Genomic DNA, 25048 nt, shown 5'->3' with positions numbered 1-25048 from the left:
GCGCGGTCACTTGACCACCGTACCCACCGTCGTCGTGGCGTGTTGCACGTCGTTGCTGGAGGAAAGTTGATCGAGATCGGTTTCGGTCCGCAGGTCTGTGGCGAGCTCACCGGCGGGGCCACCCGCGAGTGGCTGGTGCCCGACGGTCGGGGCGGATACGCCATGGGCACCGTCAGCGGACTGCGTACGCGCCGCTACCACGGGCTGCTGGTGGTGGCCGGCGACACCCCGGCGACCCGGCGGGTCGGGCTGGCCAGCCTGGACGCGTCGGTGCTGCTCCCCGGCGGCGCACAGGTGCGCCTCGGGGCCCACGAGTGGTCCTCCGGCGACGTCGACCCACGCGGGTACGAGTTGCTGGAGCACTTCGCCCTGGTCGACGGCCTGCCCCGGTGGCGGTGGCGGATCGGTGACACGGTGGTCGAGCGGGAGCTGGCCATGCTGCCCGGCCGCCCCTGCGTGGCGGTGGTACACCGGCTGGTCTCCGGTGGCCCGGTGCGCCTGGAGCTGGCGGCGGTCTGCACCTGGCGGGACGCGCACGGCGAGCGCCGCGCGGACGGCCCCGCGCCCCGGATGGAGCCGGTCGACGGCGGGGCCGTGATCGAGGGCGCGTTCCGCCTCGCCGGTCCGGACTGGACGCCGGAGGGCCAGTGGTGGCTGGGCGTGCACCACCGGGAGGAGGCCGCCCGGGGCCTGCACCCGGACGAGGACCTCTGGTACGCCGGGCGCTTCGCCGGGCAGTTGGCGGGCCCCGGCGACACCGTCTCCGTGCTGGCCTGGGCCGACCAGCTCGATCTCCAGCCGCCACCGGCGACCGAGGTGGTGGCGACCGCCCGGCGACGCAACCGGCGGGTGGTGGCCGCCGCCCGGCCGGCCGACGCGGTGGAGGCGACGCTGACCCTGGCCGCCGACGCGTTCGTGGTGCGCACCGACCAGGCGCCGGTCGACGTGGTGGCCGGCTACCCGTGGTTCGGGGCCTGGTCGCGGGACACGATGATCTCGTACGAGGGGCTGTTCCTCTGCACCAACCGGGCCACCGAGGGACGGGAGCTGCTGCGGTCGTACGCGGCGACCCTGTCGGAGGGGATGCTGGCGAACACCGCCGACACCGGGCGGGTCGAGTACAACACCGTTGACGCGACCCTGTGGTTCCTGCACGCGGTGAACCGGCACGTCACCGTCACCGGAGACATCGACCTCGGTAACGAGCTGCTGCCGGCGCTGCGCGGGGTGGTCGACGCGCATCTGGCCGGCACCCGGTACGGCATCGCGGTCGACCCGGCCGACGGGCTGCTCACCCAGGGCGGCACCCCGGGTGTCGCGCTGACCTGGATGGACGCCCGGGTGTACGGGGTGCCGGTGACGCCCCGGACCGGCAAGCCGGTCGAGGTGAACGCGCTGTGGATCAACGGGTTGGCCGGGCTCGTCGAGTTGACCGAGCTGGCCGGGCAGGACATCGGCGAGCTGGAACGGCTGCACGAGCGGGCGGTGACCGCGTTCCGGGAGCGGTTCCCCGCCCCGACGGGCTGGCTCTACGACGTGGTGGACGGGCCCGCGCCGACGTACCCGCTGGGTGGCGCGCCGCACCACGACGACGACCTGCTCCGCCCGAACCAGCTGCTCGCCTGGTCGCTGCCGCACGCGCCGCTGGAGCCGGACGAGGCGACGCTGCGCCGGGTCGCGGCCGGGCTGCTCACCCCGCTGGGGCCGCGCAGCCTCTCCCCCGACTCCCCCGGCTTCATCGGCCGGCACCGGGGCACGCCGGCCGAGCGGGACGGCGGCTACCACCAGGGGACGGTCTGGCCGTGGCTGCTCGGACCGTACGTGGACGCCTGCCGTCGAGGCAAAATTTCAGTTGATGAACTGTTCGTGGCTATTGAGGCACATTTGACTGAATATGGCCTAGGTTCGGTCAGTGAAACGGCTGACGGCCTGCCGCCGCACGGCGCGACCGGCTGCCCGTTCCAGGCGTGGTCGGTCGCCGAGTTGCTGCGCTGCCGTCGTACCCGATAGGCCCGCTTTACAGAGCCGCAACGGTGACGTCGCCGCCGGTTATCGAGCCGGCGGCAGGATTGGCCCCGACCAGGGCGCGGCGACGGGAATCCGGACAGCGGAGGCCGTCGCCGCGCGCAGGGGACAACTCCAGGGGGCCGCATGTCACCGAACGCCGATGTGATCGACATCCACCCCGCCCGGCAGCAGCGGGTGCTGATGCTGTCGTGGGAGTATCCGCCGGTGCTCGTGGGTGGACTCGGCCGGCACGTGCACGCCCTCTCCGTCGCCCTGGCCGCCGCCGGCCACGAGGTCACCGTGGTCACCCGGCACGCCGAGGGCGCGCCACTTGAGGAGTACGCCGACGGCGTCCGGATCCTGCGCGCCCCCGAGGACCCGGTGACCTTCCCCCTGGCCACCCCGGCCCTGCTCGCCTGGACGATGGCGTTCAACCACACGCTCACCCGCACCGCGCTGCGCGCCGCCGAGTCCGGCGAGTACGACGTGGTGCACGCCCACGACTGGCTGGTCGCGCACACCGCCGTCACCATCAGCGAACACCTCGACCTGCCCCTGGTCACCACCATCCACGCCACCGAGGCCGGCCGGCACCAGGGCTGGCTGCCGGAGGAGATGAACCGCACCATCCACGGCGTCGAGCACTGGCTCAGCAACTCCTCGGCCCGGGTCATCGCCTGCTCGGGCTACATGCGCGACCAGGTCACCACCCTCTTCGACGTGCCCGCCGGCCGGGTCGACGTGGTGCCCAACGGGGTGAACGCCCGCGCCTGGCAGGCCCGGCCGCGCGCGGTCACCGCCGCCCGCGCCCGGTTCGCCGCCGACGGCCCCCTGGTCGGGTACGCCGGCCGCCTCGTCTACGAGAAGGGCGTCCAGCACCTGGTGGAGGCCGTGCCGCACCTGCGCCACCGGCACCCCGGCCTGCGCGTCGTGATCGCCGGGGACGGCCCGTACAAGGACGAACTGCGGGCCCGGGTGGACGGCCTGGGGCTGACCGACACGGTCCGGTTCACCGGCTTCCTCACCGAGTCACAGCTCCCGGCGATGCTCGGGGCCACCGACGCGACCGTGGTGCCCAGCCTCTACGAGCCGTTCGGCATGGTCGCCCTGGAGGCCGCGGCCGCCGGCGCGCCCTTGGCGGTGGCCGCCACCGGCGGACTCGCCGAGATCGTCGAGCCGGGCGTCACCGGCATGACCTTCCCGCACAGCGACCCCGACGCCCTGGCCGGGGCGGTCGACCGGCTCGTCGGCGACGAGGTCTTCGCCCGCCGGGTCGCCCGCCGCGCCCGCACCATGGTCGGCGAGCGGTACGGCTGGTCGACCATCGCCGCCTCCACCGCCGCCAGCTACGCCACCGCCCGCCGGGAACACGTGCCGCTGCGGGTCCGCCGGGCCGCCGCGCCGCTGGCCGGCGTACGGTCGAAGATCGCCATCCCGGAGGGGCGCCTGCTCGCCGTATAGCTACCACGGCCGACGGGCTACGCCGCAGGCGTTGGGGCGAAGCCTCGTCGGTGAACGAGTTCCTCCGCCTCCGCCAGGACGCTGTTCACCGTCGACACGTCCCGGCTCCACTTGTCGGTCAGCCCCATGAGCGTGAAGGTCTTGGCCGTCAGCTCCGGGACAAGCGTGATGTCGTCGATGGGAACTTCCTCACCGAGCGCCGCACGGATCAGCATTTCGGTCTCCAGGACCGGTACGAGTTCTCCGAACACCTGACGCATCTCGTGCACCAACCCACTGATCACCCGTAGGTCGGTGTCCGGGGGGAAGTACCGCCGAACCGCGACCTCGAATGCCGCCCGGGTCAGCTCGTTGCCGTCTTTCGAGCCATGCTTCTTGACCTCGACGTGCAGCTGGGTCTGCTCATCCCAACGCAGCATGACGGCCCGAAGAAACTGCCCCATCAGCGTCTGCGGCTGCGGAGAAGAAGGCGAGGACGGTCGCCGCGCTCCGAAGAAAACCCTCTTCAACTTCTTGCTCACCATGCCTCCCACTCGCGCGCCACGTCAGCAGATCACCACAATCAGCTCACCAACTGTGCGGGAGACGCCACCACGCGGGGTGCATCTCCGGCGATGCCGATCTTAGGGCGTCGAGCGCCCCGAGCTGATCGATCATTCCCGCGTACCACTCCGCCTCTAGGATCAACGAGTCGACGTCGGTCGATGAGAGTTCCAGTTCCATCACGACGCCAAGCAGCACAGCCCACACCGCAGTGCCAGCCGCCTCGGGCTCCACCGAGTCCAGCAGGTACTCCTCTCCCAAAACGACACGCACCATAGCCTCGGTCTCGCGACGTGGTACGCCCGCACCGAGAATGGCGCCGAGGTTCGCGACGAATTCAGTGATCCCTCGAAGATCGTCTATCCTACCGAAACGCCGACGCACGGCAGCCACGAAGGCACCGGAGAGTACTTCGAGGTCCGAATTCTCCGCGCGAAGCAGATCCCTCAAACGATCGGCCTCAGCGAAATTGCCGAGAAGTTCGGCCCGGATCATCCGTCCCTGCTTGGTGCTGATCGTCGTCGGCTTCGAGGGGAGGGAGGGGTCCGGTGAGCCTTGCGGAGCCTTCGAAGCCCTCCCTTGCTCACCCATGCCACGCACCTCCCCCGACGTCGGCATCTATTTTCGCCCTCGGGCAACGATTTTCGCTACCGTCCACACCAACGCGATCACGGCTCCAGCGGCATTCGCGTCGGCAACGAAGCCGCCGTCGGCATGGTGGGCACTCCAGGAAGGACCGGACGCGGGAGGGCCGCGGGGCACCACAGTACCGGGCGACAACTGCGAAGCCTTCCCCACAGTACCGAGCCCGGCGACGACATCACTTCCCATGTCATGGACGCGCTGACCGAGGACGTCCTGGACCCGCTGCGCGTGCTCCTGGGCACTGGCGGCGGGCTCGGGCACGTCCTGCTTGCCGTCCCGAGGTTTGATGGTCTGGACTTCCTTCTTGGGCGGGGTTGGCTTGGGCCGTGACGACGGTCCCTTCCTACCCTTGCCGGAGTTGCTGCTGCGTCCCTTCTTGCTCGTGCCCTTGCCCGTGCTGTTGCTCTTGCGCTTGGCCTTGCTGGTAGGGCTCTTTCCCTTGGTGCCCTTGCTCGTGGTTCCCTTGTTGGGAGTCCTGCCCTTGCTGTTTGTCTTGGCCCCGTTCTGCCCACCGGACCTCTTTCGCATGGCCCGGTCGCGCATGATGCCTCGCTCGCTCCGGGCAGCGGAACCTGGGGCCTTGACTCTGCTACTGCCACGGGCCCCCGTGTAGCCGACCTTCGTCCCGGCGGATGCTCGGATCGTCCTGGACCGGCCGACAGCGAAGGTGACGCCGATGCCGCCCCGCCCGCCTCCGCCACCGCCACCGCCACCGACGCCACCGTGTTCGATGCGGCGCAGGCCGTCGGGGTCGGAGTAGCGGACGGGGTTGTTGCCCGAGTACGAGTAGGCGTTGAGGCTCTGTGGGTCGCCGTAGTCGACGAGGGGGTCGACGGAGAGGAACCGGCCGGTCGCGGGGTCGTACTCGCGGGCCCCGAGGTGGGTGTAGCCGGTTGGGTCGATGGTGCCGCCGACGAAGCCTTTGTCGTCCGGCCAGGTGCCTGGCGGTGCCCCACGGTTCTCGCCGAACGGGGTCATCCGTCGGCGGGTGACGCTCAGTTCACCGGAGGGGGCTGTCTCGCCAACGGTGTTTCCGGCGATCTTGGTTAGTAGGTTTCAGCGGCCGGGAAGCGGTCGCTGAAGGTGATGGCGAAGGCGTTCAACGCGGGTTTCCAACGCATCGTCCATCGGGTCCTGCCGGCTCCGGTGGGATCCAGGGACCGGGTCACCAGGTACAGACACTTCAACGCGGCCTGCTCGTTCGGGAAGTGGCCGCGGGCCTTCACGGCCCGCCGGTAGCGGGCGTTCAACGACTCGATCGCGTTGGTCGAGCAGATGACCTTGCGGATCTCCAGGTCGTAGTCGAGGAACGGGATGAACTCGGCCCAGGCGTTGTCCCACAACCGGATCACCGCCGGATACCGGCCGCCCCACTTCTCCGCCAGGTCGTCGAACGCCGCCCTCGCGGCAGTGGCGTTGACCGCCGTGTAAATCGGTTTGATGTCACGCTTCAGTTCGTCCCAGTACCTGCGGGAGGTCAACCGGAACGTGTTGCGGATCAGATGGATCACGCAGGTCTGCACCACCGTGCGGGGCCACACGTTCGTCACGACCTCGGGCAGGCCCTTGAGGCCGTCGCAGACCAGAAAGAACACGTCCTTCACACCCCGGTTACGCAGGTCGGTCAGCACGCTCATCCAGAACTTCGCGCCCTCACCGCCCGTGCCCGCCCACAGGCCGAGGATGTCCTTCTCGCCGTCAAGGGTGACCCCGATCGCGGCGTAGAACGGCCGGTTCGCGACCTGCCCGTCACGCACCTTGACCACGATCGCGTCGATGAACACCGCCGCGTAGATCTCGTCCAACGGCCGGTGGGACCAGTCGACCATCTCCTCGATGACCTTGTCGGTGATCCGGGAGATCGTCTCCTTCGACACCGACGCCCCATAGATCTCCGCAAAGTGCGCCGAGATCTCCCCGGTCGTCAAACCCTTGGCATACAACGACAACACGACCTCGTCGACCCCTGACAGGCGCCGCTGCCGCTTCCGCACGATCCGGGGCTCGAACGTGCCGGCCCGATCCCGTGGCACGTTGATCTCCACCGGCCCGCTGGCGTCGGTCAGCACCGTCTTCGGCCGGCTGCCGTTGCGGATGTTGCCCGACCCCGCACCGGCCGAGTCATGCTTCTCGTAACCGAGGTGCTCGGTCATCTCCTCGTTGAGCGCGGTCTCCAGAACCGTCTTCGTCAACTGCTTCAACAGGCCGTCCGGGCCGGTCAGCGACAGCCCTTGCTCCTTCGCGGCTCGCACCAGGTCGGCAGCGGCCTTCGCCTCGGCCGACTGATCAGCCTTAGCCTTCCTCGGGCTTACATCGTTCGATGTCGCGGTCATCACGGCACCCTCCTCACCAGGCACAACGCCCGATGGGTCAGGCCGGAAACACCGTTAGATCCACAGACCCGGGCGCGGTGGGTCCTGTTCGGAGGTCCGGGACCGGCGGAACGGCCGCCGGGTTCAGGAGGGCACGTACAGCATCCGGCTGGTCGTGTCGGGTCGGGTGTTGAAGACGACGCCGGAGGTGGAGTCGGCGATCACCTGGGCGTGCACCTGTGCCGGGGTCCAGGTCGGATTCGCGGCGAGGATCAATGCGGCGGCGCCGGCCACGTGCGGCGCGGCCATCGAGGTGCCGGTCTTCGTCGTCCAGGCGGTGTCGGTGGTGTGGCCGGCGGAGACGATGCTCTGGCCGGGCGCGAACAGGTCCACGCAGGGGCCGTGGTTGCTGAGCCAGGCCGCCCCGTCGTCCGGCCAGGTGGAGCCGACGGTGAGCACCGCCGGAATGAACGCGGGGGTCTTGACGCAGGCGTCGCCGCCGTCGTTGCCGGCGGACGCGACCACGGTCACGCCCGAGTTGATCAGCCCGGTGGTGGCGGCCTCGTACGCGCCGGGGTTGAGCGTGGTCGAGTTGCCGAAGCTCATGTTCGCCACGGCGGGCTGCTGCGCGTTCGCGGTGACCCAGTCGATCGCCTGGGTGGTGGTGGCGATGTCGCCGGTGGCGTCGCATGCCCAGACGCGTACGGCGACCAGGGTGACGCTTTTGGCCACCCCGTACGTCGTGCCGCCCAGCGTGCCGGCGACGTGGCTGCCGTGCCCGTAGCAGTCGTCGGCGGTGCCGCCGTCCACCACGTCGATGCCGTTGACGACGCGGGTGCCGAAGTCCTGGTGGGTGAGGCGGATGCCGGAGTCGATGACGTACGCGTGCACGCCCTGGCCGCCCGAGGACGGGTAGCTGAACGAGTTGTCCAGCGGCAGGCTGGTCTGGTCGACCCGGTCCAGCCCCCACGACGGCGGGTTCGGCTGGGTGCCCAGCGTCGTCACCGGCGCGGTGCGGTCGTCGTCCAGCCGGGTGCGGCGGTTCTGCTCCACGAAGGCCACCGACTCCTCGGCGGCGATGCGCCGGGCCACCGTCTCGCTGGCCCGGATGGTGAAGCCGCGCAGCGCGGCACTGTACCGGTGGCCCACGGTCGCACCGTGCCGGTCGGCCAGGGTCTCCGCCGCCCGGTCCACCGCGTCCCGGGCCGCCGCGCGGGCCGACGGGGACATGGTGCCGCGCGGCACCCGGCCGTCGCGGGTCAGGATGCCGGTGTCCCGGAGCGTGACGCTGTCCTTGAGCACCACGATGTAGCTGCCCGGGATCGCGGTCGGCGCGCCGGCTCCGAGGATGGTCGCCGGCTCGGCCGCCGCCGGCGCGCCGGCACCGACCAGCGACGCCGTGCCGACCGCGACGGCCAGCGCGACGGCACCGAGGCGACGTGGGGCGCCGCGCCGGCGCGGGGTGACATGTGGGGTTCGCATCTGCTGCCTTCCCGGTCGATCCCCCGTCGCGGTCCCCGTTGTCCCGCAGGCTCCAGAGACATCGACCATCAGCGATGGTATTCGAGGCCAGGCCACCAACGGATAGCGCTTTCCGTATCGATTTGATCACTCGTTGCGATATATATTGACGGCAATCGCTGATAGAATGGTGGTGTTTGTCGTGAGAGTCCGGTTGATGATCGTGGCAGCGACGACGATGGGTGTCGCGCTGACCGGGGGCGGGGCCGCCGCGCTCGCCGACCCGGCCCAGCAGGCGCCGCGTCCGAGCGCCACGGTCGAGGCCCTCGGTGACTTCGACTTCACGCGACCGCAGGTGGTCGCCAGCAACCTGACCGTGCCGTGGGGGATGGACTTCCTCCCCGACGGCTCCGCCCTGGTCGCGCAGCGGAACTCCGGCCAGGTGGTCCGGGTGCGCCCCGGTCAGGCGCCCACGCCGGTGACCCAGATCGCCGGGGTCGCTCCCGGCGGCGAGGGCGGGCTGCTCGGCCTGGCGGTCTCCCCCACGCACGCCCAGGACGGCTACGTCTACGTCTACTTCACCACCTCGACCGACAACCGGATCGCCCGCTTCCGCCTCAGCACGCCACAGACCCAGCAGCCGATCCTCACCGGACTCGCCAAGGCCAGCATCCACAACGGCGGCCGGATCGCCTTCGGTCCGGACGGGATGCTCTACGCCGGGGTCGGCGACGCGGGGCAGACGTCCACCTCGCAGAACCTCCAGAGCCGCAACGGCAAGATCCTGCGAATGCGTCCGGACGGAACGGTCCCGACGGACAACCCGTTCGCCGGCTCCCTGGTCTACAGCCTCGGTCACCGCAACGTGCAGGGCCTGACCTGGGACGCCCAGGGCCGGTTGCTCGCCACCGAGTTCGGACAGAACTCCTGGGACGAAGTCAACGTCATCGTGCGTGGCGGCAACTACGGCTGGCCGATCGTCGAGGGCCGGGCCAACGACTCCCGGTTCCGTGACCCGCTGGTGGTCTGGTCGACCTCGCAGGCGTCCCCGAGCGGCGCGGCGGTCGTCGGCAACCGGCTCTACGTGGCCGCGCTGCGCGGGACCCGGCTGTGGAACGTACCGCTGACCACGTCCGGCGGCGCGGGCACGCCGGTGGCCGAGTTGGTCGGCACGTACGGCCGGCTGCGCACGGTGGAGTACGGGCCGGACGGGTACCTCTGGGTCACCACCAGCAACCGCGACGGGCGCGGCTCCCCGGCGGCGACCGACGACCGGGTCCTGCGCTTCCCGCCGCGCTGACCGGATAGCCGAGAAAGCCGCCGCGCTGACCGGGCAGCCGGAAGCTTCCCGCCCCGCTGGGCGGGCAGCCGGAACCGTCCGGCGGTGACGGACCTGTTCCGGCCGCGGCCTCCCCCGGGCCACGGCCGGAACGCGCGGTTCCACTGCCGACGGACGAGAACCCGACAGCCAGGATGTCGCCCCGGTGCCGTAACTTGTCGATCACGATCTCCGGGGGAGGATGACCGACATGATGGGACCGTCGCACGCGCTCTCCGGCGCGGCGGTGTGGCTGACCGGGTCGTTGGCGCTGGAACACTTCGCCGACTACGAACAGTCCACCCTGGCGCTCGCCGTCGGCACGGCGGTCTGCGCGGGCGGCGCGCTCTTCCCCGACCTCGACCTCTCCGGCAAGGTGACCCGCAACCAGGGCGGGGCCACCGTCGCCCGCACCTTCGGCGTCTTCTCGCTCTTCGTGGCCGAGGTGATCGAGAAGGTGTCGCTCGGCGTCTACTACGCCACCAAGCTCAGCCGCGACCCGAAACGCAACAACGGGCACCGGACGCTGACCCACACCATCCCGTTCACCGTGCTGGTCGGCTGGGGCACCACCGCGCTCTGCACCGCGTACGGCAAGTGGGCCGTGGTCGGCATCCTGTTCTTCATGATCGGCCTGGCGTTGCGCGGCCTCTTCGACCGCTGGGCGGAACGGGCCGGCTGGGTGATCGTCACGCTGGCCTCGGCCGCCGGCGCCTGGTACACCTTCGCGAACCTGCCCGGCGACCGGGGCTACCCGATGATCGGGTTGGCCATGGGGGTGGGCTGCTTCGTGCACATCATCGGCGACATGGTCACCAAGGCCGGGGTGCCGATCCTCTGGCCCATCCCGATCAAACGCCGGATGTGGACGCCGATCGGCCTGCCGAACAGCATCGCGCTGCGGGCCGGCGGCAAGACCGAGATCGTGGTGGTCCGCTCGGTGCTCACCGTGGTCTCCGTCCTCGCCGCCATCGGCCTGGTCGCCCCCTCGGTGCTGGAGCGCTTCACCACCGACGTCTGAGCCGACCTCCCGTCAACGCGGGTCGGCCCGGCCGTCAGCGGTTCCCGGTCAGCCGTGGCAACCGCAGCTGGCCCGGATCACCACCTCCGTGTCGAGCTGCACCGTGGGCGGTGTGCGGGCACCACCGATCTGGTCGAAGAGCAGCCGCGCGGCGGCGGCCCCGAGCTCCCGCATCGGCTGACGCACCGTGGTCAGGCGCGGCGACAGGTGGGCGGCGAGGGTCACGTCGTCCCAGCCGGTGACCGCGAGGTCCCCGGGCACGGTCCGGCCGACCTCGGCGGCGGCCCGGTACACCCCGGAGGCGAGTTCGTCGTTGGCGCAGAACACCGCGTCCACCTCCGGGTCGCGGAGGATCTCCAGCCCCGCCCGGTAGCCGCTCTCCGCCTCCAGGCGCTCGCATTCGGCAGGGCCGGCGAGCAGCGGCACGCCCGCGTCGGTGTGCGCCCGGACGAACCCGGTCCACCGTTCCCGCACGTCCGGGGTGCCCTCCGGGTCGCCGACGAAGCGCAGCCGACGCCGTCCGTGGTCGAACAGGTGCCGGGTCAGGGTCTCCGCCGCCTGGACGTTCTCGCAGACCACGGTGGTGACGGCGGGCAGCGCCGGGCGGGCCAGCAGGACCACCGGCACCTGCGCGACCATCTCGTGGAGGGTCGGCTCCGGGACGCTCTCGCCCATCACGACCAGCCCGTCGATCCGGGACGCGAGATCGCGCGCCAGCCGCTCGGAGGCGGCCCGCCCGTGGGTGGCCATCACCATGACGACGCTGTCCCGCCCGACCACTTCCGACTCGAAGCCGGCGACGACCTGGGCGTAGTAGGGGCCGGCGAGGTCGGGCATGATGATCGCCACCGCGTCGTGCTTCTCACCGGCCAGGGTCTGCGCGGCCCGGCTCGGCCACCAGTTCAGGGTTCGCGCGGCGGCCAGCACCCGTCGCCGGGTCTCCGGCGCCACCGGCTCGTCGGCGCGCAGGGCCCGGGAGACCGTGGCGATCGACACTCCCGCCAGTTCCGCCACCTGGTAGACGGTGGGACGGCGGCGGTGCGGACCGTCCGCCCGGCCGACCGCCTCGTTGTCCGGTCTCGTCACCCCACCACTCCGCGTCGTCGAGGTCTTCCGGGTCCAGGCTACGGTGCCCGGGCGGGTCCGACCTGGTCACGGTGCTTCCCCGGGCCGACCCGCCCCGGGCCGCCGCCGGGCCGGAGGCGGCGGGCGCCCCGGCCCGGCGGCGGTCGCCGTGCGGCTCAGTCGAGCGGCACGAGTTCCAGCAGGGAGAAGCCCGGCATGGGCAGCGGAAAGGCCCAGCCGAGGACACCGTCCGCCGGACGTGCCTCGGTGTCCGGTTCGTACCGGTCGAGGGTGTCGGCCGCCCGCAGCAGCGACCACTGGGCGTCGTCGGGCCAGTCCCCGCCGCCGTGCCGCGCCCAGACCTCCTCGATGTTGGAGTGCGTGGCGTCGACCCGCCAGTGCGTCACCCGGTACGGCCGGTCGGCGAGTCCAGCGACGTCGACCCGCACGTCCCGCTCCAGCGCCGGCGCCCCGCCGGCCTTGGACTGGTCCAGCGTGCCGTTCCAGACCAGGACGTGCACCCGGCCGTCGGCGTGCCGGGCCGCCCACGTCTCGACCAGGGAACCCGCCCCGTCGCCGTCGACGGTCACCGGCAACTGGTCGTCGCCGAGCCGGGCGAGCGCGGCCAGCGCCCAGAACCGGGGCTTGCGGAGGTTGCCGACGGTCAGCAGGCCGAACCCGCCGTGGAACAGCCGGGGCGGCCGGCCCAGCTCCTCGAAGTGGTCGGAGGCCACCCAGTACGCCAGCGCCTCGATCCGACCGGCGGCGGACCGCATGCCACGCAGCAGGAAGGCGGCGGCGAACACCCCGTCGGTGACCGGGTTGAAGTGGGTGGGGGTGATGCCCCACTCGGTCCAGAGCAGTTCCAGGTCGGGCCGACCGGCGGCCTCGCAGAGCGGGCGCAGGTCCAGTGGCGGGCTGCCGTAGGTGTGGGTGGAGAGGAAGTCGATCGGGGCGCCGGTGCGGGCGACGTGGTCCAGCAGCGCCCCGTTCCACGCGGCGGCGGCCGACCCGGGGCCGCCGACCCGCAACGCCGCGTCGACGTCCCGGACGGCGCGGGCGGACACCTCGTACAGCCGCAGGTACTCCTCCCGGGTGCCGGTCCAGAACACCTCCAGGTTCGCCTCGTTCCACACCTCGAACTCCCAGCGGCGGACCTCGGCCAGCCCGTACCGGTCGACCAGGTGCGCGACGAGGGCCCGGACCAGGTCCGCCCAGCGGTCCCAGTCCCGAGGCGGGGAGATGATCGCGTTGAACGCGAAGACCGTCCGGTCCGGATCCCGGGCCAGGTCGGCCGGCATGAAGGAGAGTTCCACGACCGGACGCAGGCCGAGGCCGAGCAGGGTGTCGTAGATCTCGTCGACGCGGGAGAAGTCGTACACCGGCCGGCCGTCGACCTCCCGGTAGACCCCGACGTCGTCGTGCAGGATGGCGTGCGCGCGGACCGTCTCGACGCCCAGCTCCCGGCGCATGATCGACAGTGCCTCGGTGAACTCCGCGCCGATCGGCCGCCCGCCCGTGGTGTCGGCGCAGAGCAGGTGGCTGAGGCGCTCGGCGCCGATCATGCGTCGCCACGGGCGGTGCACCGGTCCGTCGGTGCCGGCGGCGTCGACGGCGACCCGGACGGCGGCCGGGCCGTCGGGCGTCGACGCCGCGGCGACACCGCCCCCCGGTTCCCCGCACACGTCCACGTCGGCCAGCGTGGCGACCGCGTAGTGGTAGGTGCGGCCCGGCTCGCCGGTGGTGTCCGCGTACGGCGGGTGCGGCACCGCCAGCACGTCGCCGCCCTGGTGGTCCAGGGGAAGGTACGGCCCGTCCGGCCGGTCCGCCCGGTGGACCAGATAGCCGACCGCCCCGGGCACCGGCTCCCAGTCGAGGGTCACCTGTCCCCGTCCGCCGGCCGCGCGCAGCCCGGTCGGCGGCGGAAGCTGATCCCGGCCACTGCCGCCGTGGCGGCGCAGCCCGATCCGGGCCTCCCAGTCGGCGCGGGCGTCCCCGGTCGGCGTGGCCACCTGCTCGTTGCCCATCCTCGTCCTCTCCCTCGTGGCGGTGCGCCGTCGATCCCGGTGGCCGCGCGGCCGGTCGGACCGGCCGCGCGGGCCTCGGTGGCGGTCACCCGACCGGTACGGCGAACTCCTCGATCCCGAGCAGCGGGCGGAGCCGCTCGGTGGCCGGTCCGGCGGCGAACCGGCGGCGCAGCGCGTCACCGCCGAGCAGGTTGCCCAGCGCGCCCAGCACCATGCCCTGGTCCAGGGCGAGGTACCGGTGGGCGACGGCGCCGCTGCGCACCGCCACCGCGTCGTGGAAGCCGCCGGGGCCGTAGCAGTCGAAGTCGGCGCGGAGCCGGGCCAGCTGGTCGACCGCCTCGCCGGGGGCGTACGGCAGGGCGAGGAAGACCGCGTGCGGGGTCACCACGCCGTCGCCGTAGGCGGTGGGGAGCGGGTCGGCGGGTCGGCAGCCGTCGAAGCCGAGGTTGACCCGGGTGCGCTCCTGGTCGCTGGTGTAGCCGTCGGTGTCCAGGCCCATCGGGTCGACGCCGTACTCCCGGTAGCCGCCGGCCGGGTCGGACGACGGCGAGAAGCCCCAGTGCCCGTAGCCGGCCTCGTGCAGGCCGTGGTCGATCTGCCCCTGGACGAACACCGGGTGGTTGCGGCCCCAGCTGTCCGGCGCCCACCGGGCCTCGGGCACCAGCATGTCCGGCATCAGCGCCTCGAACATGGAGCCGCCCCAGCTCGGCACGTACTGTCGTCCCCGGTGCCGGTACGCGCCCTCGAAGACCCGGATGCCGAGGTGTTCGGTGTACTCCCCGACCGGTTTCATCTCCTGCCACGACCAGTCGCAGTTCGGCTCGAAGGTGCGCCACATGGCGAAGTAGTGCTCCCGGGGCACCTGGCCGAGCGCGATCGCGACGTAGCTGCCGATCCGGGTCTCGCTGTTCAGCGTGCCGTAGTGGTGGCCGGTGTACCAGACGTTCGGGCCCCGACCCCGGTAGTTGTCCTCGACGCCGCCGTTCGGCGGGCGTTCCGGCCAGAACCCGCCGCGCAGCAGGCCGGCGCCGAAGTCGGCGCCCCGGGCGTTCGCGTCGTAGTAGAAGCCGAAGTCCATGCCGGCGAGGATCCGGCCGGCCGACGCGCGCAGCGCCGGGTCGTCGTTGCCGACCACCATCAGCGCGGCGGCGAGCCAGCCGTTGTCCACGCTGGAGAGGAAGGGGTGCACCGTCGAGCCGTCGATCGGCCAGGTGCGCAGCAGCTGCCCGGTGGCCGGGTCGTACCAGTTGTAGAACATCCCGGAGTACGGGTGGCGTTCCAGTCGGGCCAGCGTGTCCAGCGCGGCGCGGATCCGGCGGCGGGCCTCGCCCCGGGAGACCAGGCCCAGCTCGCGGGCGGCGACCGCCGACCAGATCAGGCAGCCGATGTTGGTCGGCGAGGTGTACCGGGACCGGCTGGCCGGGCTCAGGTCACCGTCGATGTTGTCCGACGGCAGCCCGGTGCCGGGGTCCACCATCGCGGTCATCGACCGCCAGGTGTCGGCCGCGTAGCGCAGCAGCAGTCGCCGGTCGGAGCCGCCGGACCGGACGGTCGGGGCCGCGGTCGCCCCGGCCGGGACGAGCAGCGCCGCCGACGCGCCGGCGGCCAGCGTCAGCACGGACCTGCGTTTCATCGGGTACCTCCTGCGGGTGTGGGGTCACTTGAGACCGGTGGTGGCGATGCCCCGTACGAAGTGGCGTTGCAGGACCAGGAAGACGAGCAGGATCGGTAGCACCACGACGACCGAACCGGCCAGCAGCAGGCCGTACCGGGCCTCGTTCTGCCCGACGCTGTAGAGCGCGAGCGCCACCGGCAGGGTGTATTTGTCCTCGGTGGTGGCGACCGCGAGCGGCCAAAGGAAGTTGTTCCAGGAGCCGAGGAAGGTGAGGATGCCGACGGTGGCCATGGCCGGTCGGGACAGCGGCAGCACGATCCGCCAGAAGATCCGCCACTCGCCGGCCCCGTCGATCCGCGCCGACTCCAGCAGTTCGTCCGGTACGGAGAGCATGAACTGCCGCATCAGGAAGACGTTGATCGCCTGGGCGATGTTCGGCAGCACCAGGCCCGCGTACGTGTTGACCAGGCCGAGGTTGCTGACCAGCACGAAGACCGGGATGAACCAGACCACCGGCGGCACCATGATCGTCCCGACCACGGCGGCGAAGAGCCCACGCCGGCCCCGGAACGGCAGCTTGGCCAGGGCGTACCCGGTGGCCGCGCAGATCAGTACGTTGCCGACGGTGACCAGGGTGGCGACGACCGCCGAGTTGGTGAAGTACTGCGGGAAGTCCAGCCGGCCGAACAGTTCCCGGTAGTTCTCCAGCGTGGCCGCCTCCGGCCACCAGGTCGGCGGCACCCGGCGGACCTCGCCCTCGGGTTTGAGCGACGAGACCAGCATCCACAGGAACGGGCCGACCATCAGCAGCAGCCCGCCGCCGAGCAGCAGGTGCAGGACGGTCGCGGCGACCCGGTCGCGGGAACGGCGGGTCCGGCCCGCCGCCGGAGCCGGCCGGACGGGGGCGTCGTCGATCACGGGGGTGGCCATGTGCCGCTCCTCAGGAGTCCGACTTGAGCAGGCGGAACCAGCCCACGCCGAGCGCCGCGACGGCCAGGAAGAGCACGTAGCTCATCGCGGAGGCGTAGCCGTAGTTGCCGAACCCGAACTGGCTGTAGACGTACTGCGAGACGGAGACGGTGGAGTGCAGCGGCCCGCCCTGGGTCATCACGAAGGGCTCCTCGAAGACCAGCATCAGGCCGACCGTGCCGATGACGGTGGAGAGCAGCAGGGTGGGCTTGAGCATCGGCAGGGTGATGTGCCGGAACTGCTGCCAGGCGCTGGCCCCGTCGATCCGGGCGGCCTCGTAGAGCTGCTCGGGGATGGCCTGGAGCCCGGCCAGGAAGATCACCATCTGGAAGCCGAGCCCCCGCCAGACGATCATCACGATCAGCGCGGGCAGGGCCAGGTGGGTGCTCTCCAGCCAGTTCGGGCCGGTGACCCCGAACAACCCGAGGAACCCGTTCACCAGCCCGGAGTCCTTCTGGTAGACGAACCGCCAGACCACCGAGACGGCGACGATGCTGGTCACCACCGGCAGGTAGTAGCCGACCCGGAACAGCGCCTTGAACCGGGTCAGCCCAGAGTTCAGCCCGAGGGCCACGGCCAGGCCGAGCCCCAGCGTCAGCGGGATGCCGAGGAGCACCACCAGCGCGGTGTTCCGGATCGACTTCAGGAAGACCTCGTCGTCGGCCAGACGCAGGTAGTTCTCGAATCCGACGAACTCCACGGCCAGCGGGGTGCGCAGGTCGGCCAGGCGGATGTCGGTGAAGCTCATCAGCAGCGAGACGAGCACCGGGCCGACCAGGAAGATCGCAAACGGTACGGCGAACGGCAGCGCGAACGCCCAGCCGGTGAGCCCCCGGTGGGTCGCGCCGCCCCGCCCGGCGTGGCGGCCCGGTGCCGTCACGTCAGGCTCCCGTCCCGATCGAGGTGGCCTTCTGCTGGATCGCGCGGGCCGCGTCCTGCGGGCTGACGCCGGTCTTGGTGAGCTTCTCCACCTCGGCCTCCATGCCGACCGCGACCTGCTCCCAGGTGGCGATCGCCGGGGGCGACTTGGCGTCGTCCAACTGCTTGCCGAACATGGCCAGGTGCGGGTCGCCGGCCAGCACCGGGTCCTCCCACGCCTTCTTCACCGACGGCAGGTCCGACGCCGTCCGGTACCAGGTGATCTGCACGTCCGGGCGGGACAGGTACTCGACGAACTTCCAGGCCGCGTCGCGGTTCTTGGCGTCCTTGAAGACCGCGAGGTTGCCGCCGCCGACGAACGAGGTGGCCGCCTGCCGCTTCGGCATGTGCCAGAGCTGGAAGTTGTCGGCCGCGCCCTGCTCCTTGAGCAGATTGATGTGCCAGGGTCCGGAGACGAACGCCCCGATGGTCCCCTTGACGAACTCCGCCTCCAGGGTGCCCTGCGGCAGGTCCTTCGGGCTCAGGCCCTCGGCGAAGTAGGACTGGTAGTAGCCGAGCGCCTCGACGGTGGCGGGGCTGTCGAGGGCGAACGTGTCACCGGAGAGGACGTCCCCGCCGTTCTGCCAGACGAACGGGAGCACCGCCTGCCAGGAGCCGGGGCCGCCGGCCGGGAAGGAGACGCCCCACTTCGCGCCGCCCTTGGTCTTCAGCGCGGTGATCGCGGTCTTCAGGTCCTCCCAGGTCTGTGGGGCGGTGGTGATCCCGGCCTTCGCCGCGACCGCCTTGTTGACGTAGAGCAGGCGGGTCTCGACGTACCAGGGAACGCCGTAGGAGGTGCCGTCGACCACGGTGGTGTCCCAGGCGCCGGGGAAGAAGTCGTCCTTGGCGACCAGGTCGGCCGGGGCCGGGTCGAGCCCGCCGGTCTTGGCGAACTCCCCCATCCAGGTGGTGCCGACCAGGCTGACGTCGGGGGTCTGCCGGCCGGCGATCGCGGTGGCGATCTTGTCGTGTGCCCCGTCCCACGGGATCGGGGTCACCTTGACCGTGGCGTCCGGGTTCTCCTTCATGAAGGCGTCGGCGAGAACGCCCAGTTTCTCGCCCTCGGTGCCCATCGCCCAGACGGTGACCTCGCCGGTCGCCTTGCCCTCGCCGATGCTCCTACCGGGGCCCTCCGCGCCGCCGTCCTCGTCCCGACCGCAGCCGGCGACCAGCAGGACAGCGGCGAGTCCGAGCGCGGCCAGTGGCCGCGTCCACGTCGCCATGGGACAACCTCCAATGCAACCGGCCCGTGTTCGGCCATTTACGTCGGCAGGCCGGGACGGGCGCAGACTGAAAGCGCTTACAACATTTTCGGATACTGGCGAAGTCATTCATCAATGTCAAGAGCAACGCCGACAACTCTCGATACGCCGCGCCCGTGGCGAAGGGCGGGCAGGCGCGGCTGCGGCTTCAGCGCCCGGTGGTGAAGTGCTGGTAGTCGGGGTTGGACCAGACCCCACCCCAGGACCAGCCGACCGCCGCGAACGCCCGGACGAGGACGCCGTCCGGCACCGCCATTCCGGGCCGGTACGCGCCACGGTCGACGTACGCCGCGCCGGCCGGCGGGAGCACCCGACCGCCGAACAGGTACGGGTTCTCCACCGGGTTGACGTCGATCGCCCGCCCGTACGCGTGGGTCGACCAACTCGCCGCCCCCTCGGTCACCGCACGACGGCAGTTGAACCCGGAGGTGTTGTCGGCGGCCATCGACGCGGCGTCGTCACCGCCGTAGACGTCCACCGGTCGCATCTGCCGGATCGGGAACCGCTGCCGGAACAGGGCGTCGAAGACGGTCACCACGTCGGCGGCGACCGCCTCGTGCACGACCAGGGCACCCGTGCGGGGCTGCCCCGCGAAGTCCCAGTGGGTCAGTCGGACGAGCCGCAGCCGGTCCGGGCCCACCGGGCAGCCCGGCCGCCAACTGCCCGCCACGTCCGCCTCGGTCACCGGCCGGATCTCGCTGGCGAAGGCGGGCGGGGTGGGCGACGGCGGAGCCGGGGGCGGCACCGGCCGGGTGCAGGCCGACAGCGCCAGCACGGACAGCAGGGCCACCGTGCGCCGCCCCGGGGACGTCACCTGCCGGCCGGAAGGACGAATCGGTCGGTGGTCCGCCCTGTACCCCGCCCCCGCCGTCCGCTCAGGCGCCTACCCGCTGCGGCGGGACGCTGAGCCCGTAGAGCGTCATCAGCTCCGGGGAGTCGACCCGGCTGCCGTCGGCCACCGCGTCGCAGGCGATGTCGACTATCAGGTCCTTGTGGGCCAGCAGGTACGGCCGCGCGCCGACGTCGGCGCGCGCCAGGGTGGCGATGCCGGCCCAGTGCCGCCGACCGAAGAGCATCGGGTAGCCGCGCAGCCCGCCGTAGGTGGCGCAGACCAGCACATCCGGGTACGGCAGCGCGACGACCCGGCGGACCGCCTCGACGGTGAGGCCGGGCATGTCCACCGGGACCACCACGACGGCCTCGATCGCGTCGTCGGTGAGCGCGGCGAGACCGGCCCGGATGGAGGACCCGACACCGGTGCCCCAGGCCTGGTTGACCACCACCGTCGCCCCGTCCAGTTCGGCGGTCCGGCGCACCTCGTCGGCGGCCGCGCCGAGGACGACCACGGTCGGGTCACAGCCCGCCTCGATCATCGTGGCGACCATCCGGTCCACCAGGGGGCGCTCCCCGAGGCGCAGTAGCGCCTCGGGCCCGCCGATCCGCCGGCCGCCGCCCGCGGCGATGATCATTCCTGCGATTCGCACACCGGGTGCAACGACCAACGGCCCCGATCGGTGGCGGGGCGAATCGGATATTTAGTACAACACCGGCGCTCCGGCTCGGCTGACCGCTCTGGACGCGCGGACGACCCTCATGGGAGTTCCGCGCCGGACCTGCCGGGTCAGTCGGCGTCGGCGTAGCAGTCGACCACCGACAGGTCCAGCGGGAACCGGACCGGGGTGTCACCGAACATCAGCGCCGCCGCCCGGGTGCCCGCGTCGCCCACCGACCGGGCCACCGCGTCCGCCTGCCCCGCCGGGCAGTGCACCACCACCTCGTCGTGTTGAAAGAAGACCAGCTCCGCGTCGGTGCCGGCCAAGGCGGTCCGCAGCATGGCGAGCAGGGTGGACGCCCACTCGGCGGCGGTCGCCTGGATGACGAAGTTGCGGGTGAACCGCCCCCGGGAACGGGCCGCCCGAGCCCGGGGCCCCTGCGGGTCCCCGCCGCCCTCCTCCCCCGCCGGGTCGTCACCGAGGCCGACCGAGCCGGGCGGGCAGGTCCGGCCCAGCCAGGAGCGGACCAGCCCGCCCGTCTCCCCGGTGCGGGCCGCCGCCTCGACGTACCCGAAGGCGGTGGGATAGTGCCGACGCAGGACGGCCAGTGCCGGCACCGCCGACCCGCCGGTCTGCCCGTACATCGCCCCGAGCAGGGCGAGCTTGGCGCGGGCCCGGTCACCGCCGAAGGCGTCCCGGGCCAGGGCGGCGTAGAGGTCGCCCGCCCCGCCGGCCGCCGCCAACCGGGCGTCGCCGGAGACCGCGGCGAGCACCCGGGGCTCCAACTGGCCGGCGTCGGCCACCACGAACCGCCACCCCGGGTCGGCCACCACCGCCCGGCGGATCACCTTCGGGATCTGCAACGCCCCTCCGCCCCGGGTGGCCCACCGGCCGGAGACCACCCCACCGGGCACGTACTCGGGGCGGAACCGGCCGTCGCGGACCCACGCGTCCCGCCAGGCCCAGCCGTGCGCCGTCCAGATCCGGTAGAGCTCCTTGTACTCCAGGACCAGCGGCACCGCCGGGTGTTCCACCCCACGCAGCACCCAGGCCCGGGTGTTCGGCAGGTCGATGCCGGCCCGGGCGAACGCGCGCAGCAGCTCGGCCGGGGAGTCGGCGTGCAGCTGCCGCAGCCCGAACGCGTCGGCGATCCGGGCGCCCAGCTCGGCCAGGCGGCGCGGCGGCCCGCCCACCGGGGACGGCTCGCCGAGCAGCTCGGTGAGGATCCGGTCGTGCACGTCGACCCGCCAGGGCAGGCCGACCGTCCCCATCTCGACCGCGATCAGCGCGCCGGCCGACTCGGCGGCCACCAGCAGCCGGAACCGGCCGGGGTGGGCGGTGGCGGCGATCCGGGCGAGCTGGTCGGCGTACACCCGGGTCAACGCCGCAATGCCCGGACCGGGCGGCCCGGACGGCGCGTCGAAGAGCGCGACCTGACCGTCGCCGGGCGGCGCGGGCGGACGCGGCGGCGGGTCGGGCGGCACCGGCGCGCCGGTCAGCCGGGCCCAGGCCGCCGCCAGCGAACGCGGCTCGCCCCAGTGGCCGGCGTACCCGAGCAGCAGCGCCTCGGTCAGCTCGACGTCGTGGCAGCGCTCGACCCGGACCCCGGCGCGCAGCAGCCCGGGATAGACCGTCGCGCCGGACGCCCACACCCAGCGGGGCCGGTCGGCGCGCTCCCGGGTCGCGACGGCGGCGGCGAGATCGTCGACCGGCTCGGCGGGACCGGCCGGGCTCCCGTCGGCGCGCAGCGGACACAGCACGCCCCCGCCGCCCTCCCCCGCCACCACCGCGACCAGCACGTCCCCCATCCTGCCCCCGCCCTACGACACGCGCCGGCCGGTGCGCGTCGTAGGGTTCCGACGTGGGACTGCTGATCACCTCGCGTTCCTCGGAGTCTCCGTGGATCTCCTCGGTGTGGGCCAGCCGCAGCGCGGGAGTGTCACAGATGACCTCGGTCGCGAGCGAGACCTGGGGGCTCGTGTTCTGGGAGAGCGACGGGACGTCGTACGCGGCTGTCACGGGTCCGGAGGAGCACACCCGGACGGCGCCCGTTCCGGCGGAGGCCCGTTTCGTCGGCATCCAGTTCGCCGTCGGCACCGCGTTGCGGATGGCTCCCACGTCGTCGTTCGTCAACTCGGGGCTGGAGCTGCCCGACACGACGGCGGGGCGGTTCTGGCTCGACGGCGCACGCTGGCCGACGCCGCGCGTCGACGACGATGCCGAAGCGCTGGTCGCACGGCTCGTCCGCACCGGCGTCCTGGTGCGGGACCCACTGGTGACGGCGGCGCTGGACGGCCGTCACCCCGTAGCAGGATCCCGGACCCTGGAACGGAGGTTCCGTACCGTCACCGGGCTCACCCGTAGCGCCGTCGGGCAGATCGAACGCGCCCGGACCGCCGCGGACCTGCTCTCCTGCGGCGAGGAGGTGAGCGTCGTGGTGGGTCTGCTCGGCTACTACGACGAACCGCACCTCGCGCGGGCGCTACGGCGGTACGTGGGACGCACCGCCGGCCAGCTCCGGGGCGGCCTCGGCGGCGCGATCGGGTTGTCGCACCTATCGGACGACGTCGTACACGGCCTTGAGGATGCCGTTGGGGTAGGCGGCAGAGTCGCGCAGCGCTAGCCGCTGTTCCTCCTGCTCACGCCGGGGGAACACGCTCTTCCCCTCGCCGAGCAGCACCGGGAAGACCAGAAGGTTGTACCGGTCGACGAGACCGGCGTCGGCCAGGTTGCGCGCCAACTCGGCGCTGCCGTGGACGAAGATCGCCCCACCGTCGGTCTTCTTGAGGGCGGCCACGTCCTCCACCGAGCGCAGGATGTGCTGCTCGCCCCACCCGTCGACGAGCGCGCCGTCGTCCAACGTCGTGGACACCACGTACTTCGGGAGGTCCCGGTAGTCCGCATGGTCGTCGGACTGCGGCCACACCGAGGCGAACGCCTCGTAGCTGCGGCGTCCGAACATCAGCGCGGTGGTCTCCTGGAGCTCCTCAGCCTTGAGGGAGAAGGACTCCGGGTCGAACGGCGTCCGGAACACCCATCCCCCGGCCGGGTGTCCCTCGGTCGTCCCCCGGGCGAGTCCACGATCCCGTCGAGCGAGATGAACCCGGTCCACACCAGTTCGCGCGTCACCACAATCTCCGCATCCGTCGTCGAGCACCACACCTCGGCCAGATCGTCCCGGCCGCGTCCCGAGGCTATCGGCCGGGCCCGGCCGGGTCTTGGACGGAAACGACAGGCGGGCGGGGCGGGACGACGCGCGTCGGCGCGGGCCGGGTCGAGGTCCGGACGTCGGCTGACCCGGTGCGGCCGGTGGTGGAGCCGCCGGAAGGGCACATGGGTCTGCGAAGCTGTCGAGCTGCCCCGTCTATGCGCCCTTGGCGCATGTACGGCTAGAAACCCCGAACGCACCACGTCTTCGGCAGGGCGATCATGCGTAGAGCGGAACGGCTCTACCTGGCTCGACCACCCGTGGACCGAAGGCCAGTCCTCGGTATCCGGCCGCCTCCGGTCAGATCGCCCTGCGTCGTCAGGTCGCGACGAGGTCTTTCGCGTCGTGACAGAACCGGCGCACGGCGGGAGTGCGCCGGTACGGTCCCAACGCGCCGACCAGGTTGCGTACGTGTTTGATGCACCTCGCGGAGGTGACCTGGCCGGTGAGTGTCTGGACGGCCTGGTCGCCGAGGGCAAGTGCCTTGTCCAGGTCGGGATGCGCCTGCTGGACGTAGGTGGTGGCGAGCAGAGCGTTCCGCAGGGCACCCTCGCGGGTGTACTCGTTCTCCTGGAGCCGTAGCGCTGCCCGGAGGTGGTCGCGGGCTCGGGGCCAGTCTTTCAGCTTGACGTAGCAGTAGCCGGCCTGGGCGTGGGCCTGTGCCTCGTTGATCCAGTACGACCAGTCCGGGTCGCCGTGTTCCGGCCGGTTGTCGTTCAGCCGGTCGAAAGCGCTGTCGAGAGCGCGCCGGGTGTCGGCCACCGACCGATTGTTCGCGTACGCCTCGGCGGCCCGCAGGTCGAGGATCGTGGAAACTTTCGGGCTGGTGTCCGGGTAGCTGGATCGCGCGGTTTCGGCGAGAGTAACCGCCTGCCGTAGTTGACCGAGGTCCTTGGCCTGGCATGACATGAACCCGAGGATGTTCGCACCGAGTCCTCGGTCACCGGCGGCGTGGGCCTGGTAGAGACCGGCGATCCAGAAGCGCTGGGCCCGGCTGTGATGACCATCGTCGAACGAGAGCCAGCCCGCGAGGCGCAACAGCTCACCCGCGGTGGCGTGCAGTCGTCGGCCCACACTGTCGGTGTAGCGTCGATCGCGAAGTACACCGACCACTGTGCTGAGGTGTTGGCGGACCAGACCGAGGGTCTGGCCGCCGCCAAGGTGGTCGTCCATTCGCCGTAGGCTGGCGGTCACGGCGTCCAGGTGGTCGACGACGCCTGGGGACAGTGGACGGCCTGCGGTCGACGCGACGGCCCGCGATGGCTGCGCGATCAGCCACTCGTGGGCCGGGGACGTCAGTGCGGAACCGAGCAGAGTCAGAAACATCCGTCGGTGCATCATTCCCTCAGACTCGTTCACGACCTCGCCTGCCTGCAAGGCCCCGGCCGGTGACCAGGGAAGTTCCAGACCGGCCGAGGCGGGTACCGCCTCGAAACCGTCGTCCGGCCAACCCAAATCATCGAGGGTGATCGGTCGCTGCAACTGCTCCGCCAACAGCACGGTGGTCAGCAAGGGCCATGGGCTTCGAGGAACATCGCCCTTCTTCCACTTGTACGGCGTTTTGATGTGTAGCCGCTCCGGCCGACCGTGCCGCTCGGCACATTCGTTGAGTCGCCGGGCCAGTTGCTCGGGCTGCCAGCCCGCCTCAGCGAGCAGGTGGGTGATCGCGTCTCCGCTGGGTGTCACACCATCGACCCTTCGTCTGTAGCGGTCGCTCATACGC

Annotated in this window: 20 protein-coding genes and 1 pseudogene; 5 read left to right on the top strand and 16 right to left on the bottom strand. The window is 71.8% G+C overall.

Features of this window, described 5'->3' with window-relative positions; genetic code table 11:
* Positions 1–66: 66 nt before the first annotated feature.
* Both GA0070618_RS20930 and GA0070618_RS20925 read left to right on the top strand, forming a co-directional pair.
* Positions 67–2010, top strand: a complete 1944-nt coding sequence (locus GA0070618_RS20930; RefSeq protein ID WP_088983160.1) for an amylo-alpha-1,6-glucosidase — start codon at positions 67–69, stop codon at positions 2008–2010.
* A 141-nt stretch (positions 2011–2151) separates the two neighbouring features.
* Positions 2152–3468 (top strand): glycosyltransferase family 4 protein, encoded by a 1317-nt coding sequence (locus tag GA0070618_RS20925; protein WP_088983159.1) that lies wholly within the window; start codon positions 2152–2154, stop codon positions 3466–3468.
* 17 nt (positions 3469–3485) lie between these two features.
* Here the strand turns inward: GA0070618_RS20925 and GA0070618_RS20920 are convergent, their stop codons facing one another.
* From GA0070618_RS20920 to GA0070618_RS20900, 5 genes are all read right to left on the bottom strand, one after another.
* On the bottom strand, positions 3486–3992 hold the full coding sequence (locus tag GA0070618_RS20920) for a hypothetical protein (RefSeq protein WP_157748967.1): 507 nt from the start codon (positions 3990–3992) through the stop codon (positions 3486–3488).
* A gap of 43 nt (positions 3993–4035) precedes the next feature.
* On the bottom strand, positions 4036–4602 hold the full coding sequence (locus GA0070618_RS20915) for a hypothetical protein (protein ID WP_143740543.1): 567 nt from the start codon (positions 4600–4602) through the stop codon (positions 4036–4038).
* A 27-nt stretch (positions 4603–4629) separates the two neighbouring features.
* A complete protein-coding gene (locus GA0070618_RS20910; protein ID WP_088983156.1) occupies positions 4630–5634 on the bottom strand; it encodes an RHS repeat-associated core domain-containing protein in 1005 nt (334 codons plus the stop codon).
* Between the two features lie 68 nt (positions 5635–5702).
* Positions 5703–6989, bottom strand: a complete 1287-nt coding sequence (locus GA0070618_RS20905; protein ID WP_088981555.1) for an IS256 family transposase — start codon at positions 6987–6989, stop codon at positions 5703–5705.
* A 123-nt stretch (positions 6990–7112) separates the two neighbouring features.
* Positions 7113–8450, bottom strand: a complete 1338-nt coding sequence (locus tag GA0070618_RS20900; protein ID WP_088983155.1) for a S8 family peptidase — start codon at positions 8448–8450, stop codon at positions 7113–7115.
* Between the two features lie 196 nt (positions 8451–8646).
* Between GA0070618_RS20900 and GA0070618_RS20895 the strand changes: the two genes are divergently transcribed.
* Complete coding sequence (locus GA0070618_RS20895; RefSeq protein ID WP_088983154.1) at positions 8647–9729, top strand: PQQ-dependent sugar dehydrogenase; 1083 nt, start codon at positions 8647–8649, stop codon at positions 9727–9729.
* 229 nt (positions 9730–9958) lie between these two features.
* A complete protein-coding gene (locus GA0070618_RS20890; protein WP_088985699.1) occupies positions 9959–10768 on the top strand; it encodes a metal-dependent hydrolase in 810 nt (269 codons plus the stop codon).
* A 48-nt stretch (positions 10769–10816) separates the two neighbouring features.
* Here GA0070618_RS20890 and GA0070618_RS20885 read toward each other — a convergent pair whose 3' ends face one another.
* The 9 genes from GA0070618_RS20885 to GA0070618_RS20845 form a co-directional block, all read right to left on the bottom strand.
* Positions 10817–11854 carry a LacI family DNA-binding transcriptional regulator gene (locus GA0070618_RS20885; RefSeq protein ID WP_088983153.1) on the bottom strand — a complete coding sequence of 346 codons (1038 nt, stop codon included), beginning with the start codon at positions 11852–11854 and terminating at the stop codon, positions 10817–10819.
* Between the two features lie 155 nt (positions 11855–12009).
* Positions 12010–13860, bottom strand: coding sequence for a GH39 family glycosyl hydrolase (locus tag GA0070618_RS20880; protein ID WP_088983152.1), 1851 nt, complete (start codon positions 13858–13860; stop codon positions 12010–12012).
* Between the two features lie 85 nt (positions 13861–13945).
* Positions 13946–15493, bottom strand: coding sequence for a glucoamylase family protein (locus GA0070618_RS20875; RefSeq protein ID WP_088983151.1), 1548 nt, complete (start codon positions 15491–15493; stop codon positions 13946–13948).
* Positions 15494–15517: 24 nt separating this feature from the next.
* On the bottom strand, positions 15518–16405 hold the full coding sequence (locus GA0070618_RS20870; protein WP_088983150.1) for a carbohydrate ABC transporter permease: 888 nt from the start codon (positions 16403–16405) through the stop codon (positions 15518–15520).
* A gap of 10 nt (positions 16406–16415) precedes the next feature.
* Positions 16416–17324 (bottom strand): carbohydrate ABC transporter permease, encoded by a 909-nt coding sequence (locus GA0070618_RS20865; protein WP_197701561.1) that lies wholly within the window; start codon positions 17322–17324, stop codon positions 16416–16418.
* 1 nt (position 17325) lies between these two features.
* A complete protein-coding gene (locus GA0070618_RS20860; RefSeq protein ID WP_088983149.1) occupies positions 17326–18585 on the bottom strand; it encodes a sugar ABC transporter substrate-binding protein in 1260 nt (419 codons plus the stop codon).
* Positions 18586–18772: 187 nt separating this feature from the next.
* Positions 18773–19414 (bottom strand): M15 family metallopeptidase, encoded by a 642-nt coding sequence (locus GA0070618_RS20855; protein WP_088983148.1) that lies wholly within the window; start codon positions 19412–19414, stop codon positions 18773–18775.
* A gap of 85 nt (positions 19415–19499) precedes the next feature.
* The gene (locus GA0070618_RS20850) at positions 19500–20093 is read right to left on the bottom strand and encodes a nucleotidyltransferase family protein (RefSeq protein ID WP_088983147.1); all 594 of its coding nucleotides are present in this window, start codon (positions 20091–20093) and stop codon (positions 19500–19502) included.
* A gap of 152 nt (positions 20094–20245) precedes the next feature.
* Positions 20246–21925, bottom strand: a complete 1680-nt coding sequence (locus GA0070618_RS20845) for a bifunctional 3'-5' exonuclease/DNA polymerase (protein ID WP_088983146.1) — start codon at positions 21923–21925, stop codon at positions 20246–20248.
* Positions 21926–21978: 53 nt separating this feature from the next.
* Between GA0070618_RS20845 and GA0070618_RS20840 the strand changes: the two genes are divergently transcribed.
* Positions 21979–22740, top strand: a complete 762-nt coding sequence (locus GA0070618_RS20840; protein ID WP_143740418.1) for a helix-turn-helix domain-containing protein — start codon at positions 21979–21981, stop codon at positions 22738–22740.
* Here GA0070618_RS20840 and GA0070618_RS20835 read toward each other — a convergent pair.
* Together GA0070618_RS20835 and GA0070618_RS20830 are read right to left on the bottom strand one after the other, a co-directional pair.
* Positions 22672–23246: pseudogene (locus GA0070618_RS20835) on the bottom strand (dihydrofolate reductase family protein). The gene GA0070618_RS20840 and the pseudogene GA0070618_RS20835 sit on opposite strands and share 69 nt — an antisense overlap.
* A 397-nt stretch (positions 23247–23643) precedes the next feature.
* The gene (locus GA0070618_RS20830) at positions 23644–25011 is read right to left on the bottom strand and encodes a tetratricopeptide repeat protein (RefSeq protein ID WP_231931388.1); all 1368 of its coding nucleotides are present in this window, start codon (positions 25009–25011) and stop codon (positions 23644–23646) included.
* Positions 25012–25048 lie beyond the last annotated feature (37 nt).

Source organism: Micromonospora echinospora (genome assembly GCF_900091495.1).
Lineage (GTDB): Bacteria > Actinomycetota > Actinomycetes > Mycobacteriales > Micromonosporaceae > Micromonospora > Micromonospora echinospora.
This window is presented reverse-complemented; position numbering and strand designations above follow the sequence as displayed.

Excerpts from the sequence above, each read along its gene's own strand:
- GA0070618_RS20925 (WP_088983159.1), top strand. The coding sequence starts at position 2,152 with ATGTCACCGAACGCCGATGTGATCGACATCCACCCCGCCCGGCAGCAG.
- GA0070618_RS20920 (WP_157748967.1), bottom strand. The coding sequence starts at position 3,992 with ATGGTGAGCAAGAAGTTGAAGAGGGTTTTCTTCGGAGCGCGGCGACCG.
- GA0070618_RS20915 (WP_143740543.1), bottom strand. The coding sequence starts at position 4,602 with ATGGGTGAGCAAGGGAGGGCTTCGAAGGCTCCGCAAGGCTCACCGGAC.
- GA0070618_RS20910 (WP_088983156.1), bottom strand. The coding sequence starts at position 5,634 with ATGACCCCGTTCGGCGAGAACCGTGGGGCACCGCCAGGCACCTGGCCG.
- GA0070618_RS20905 (WP_088981555.1), bottom strand. The coding sequence starts at position 6,989 with ATGACCGCGACATCGAACGATGTAAGCCCGAGGAAGGCTAAGGCTGAT.
- GA0070618_RS20900 (WP_088983155.1), bottom strand. The coding sequence starts at position 8,450 with ATGCGAACCCCACATGTCACCCCGCGCCGGCGCGGCGCCCCACGTCGC.
- GA0070618_RS20895 (WP_088983154.1), top strand. The coding sequence starts at position 8,647 with ATGATCGTGGCAGCGACGACGATGGGTGTCGCGCTGACCGGGGGCGGG.
- GA0070618_RS20890 (WP_088985699.1), top strand. The coding sequence starts at position 9,959 with ATGATGGGACCGTCGCACGCGCTCTCCGGCGCGGCGGTGTGGCTGACC.
- GA0070618_RS20880 (WP_088983152.1), bottom strand. The coding sequence starts at position 13,860 with ATGGGCAACGAGCAGGTGGCCACGCCGACCGGGGACGCCCGCGCCGAC.
- GA0070618_RS20875 (WP_088983151.1), bottom strand. The coding sequence starts at position 15,493 with ATGAAACGCAGGTCCGTGCTGACGCTGGCCGCCGGCGCGTCGGCGGCG.
- GA0070618_RS20870 (WP_088983150.1), bottom strand. The coding sequence starts at position 16,405 with ATGGCCACCCCCGTGATCGACGACGCCCCCGTCCGGCCGGCTCCGGCG.
- GA0070618_RS20860 (WP_088983149.1), bottom strand. The coding sequence starts at position 18,585 with ATGGCGACGTGGACGCGGCCACTGGCCGCGCTCGGACTCGCCGCTGTC.
- GA0070618_RS20850 (WP_088983147.1), bottom strand. The coding sequence starts at position 20,093 with ATGATCATCGCCGCGGGCGGCGGCCGGCGGATCGGCGGGCCCGAGGCG.
- GA0070618_RS20845 (WP_088983146.1), bottom strand. The coding sequence starts at position 21,925 with ATGGGGGACGTGCTGGTCGCGGTGGTGGCGGGGGAGGGCGGCGGGGGC.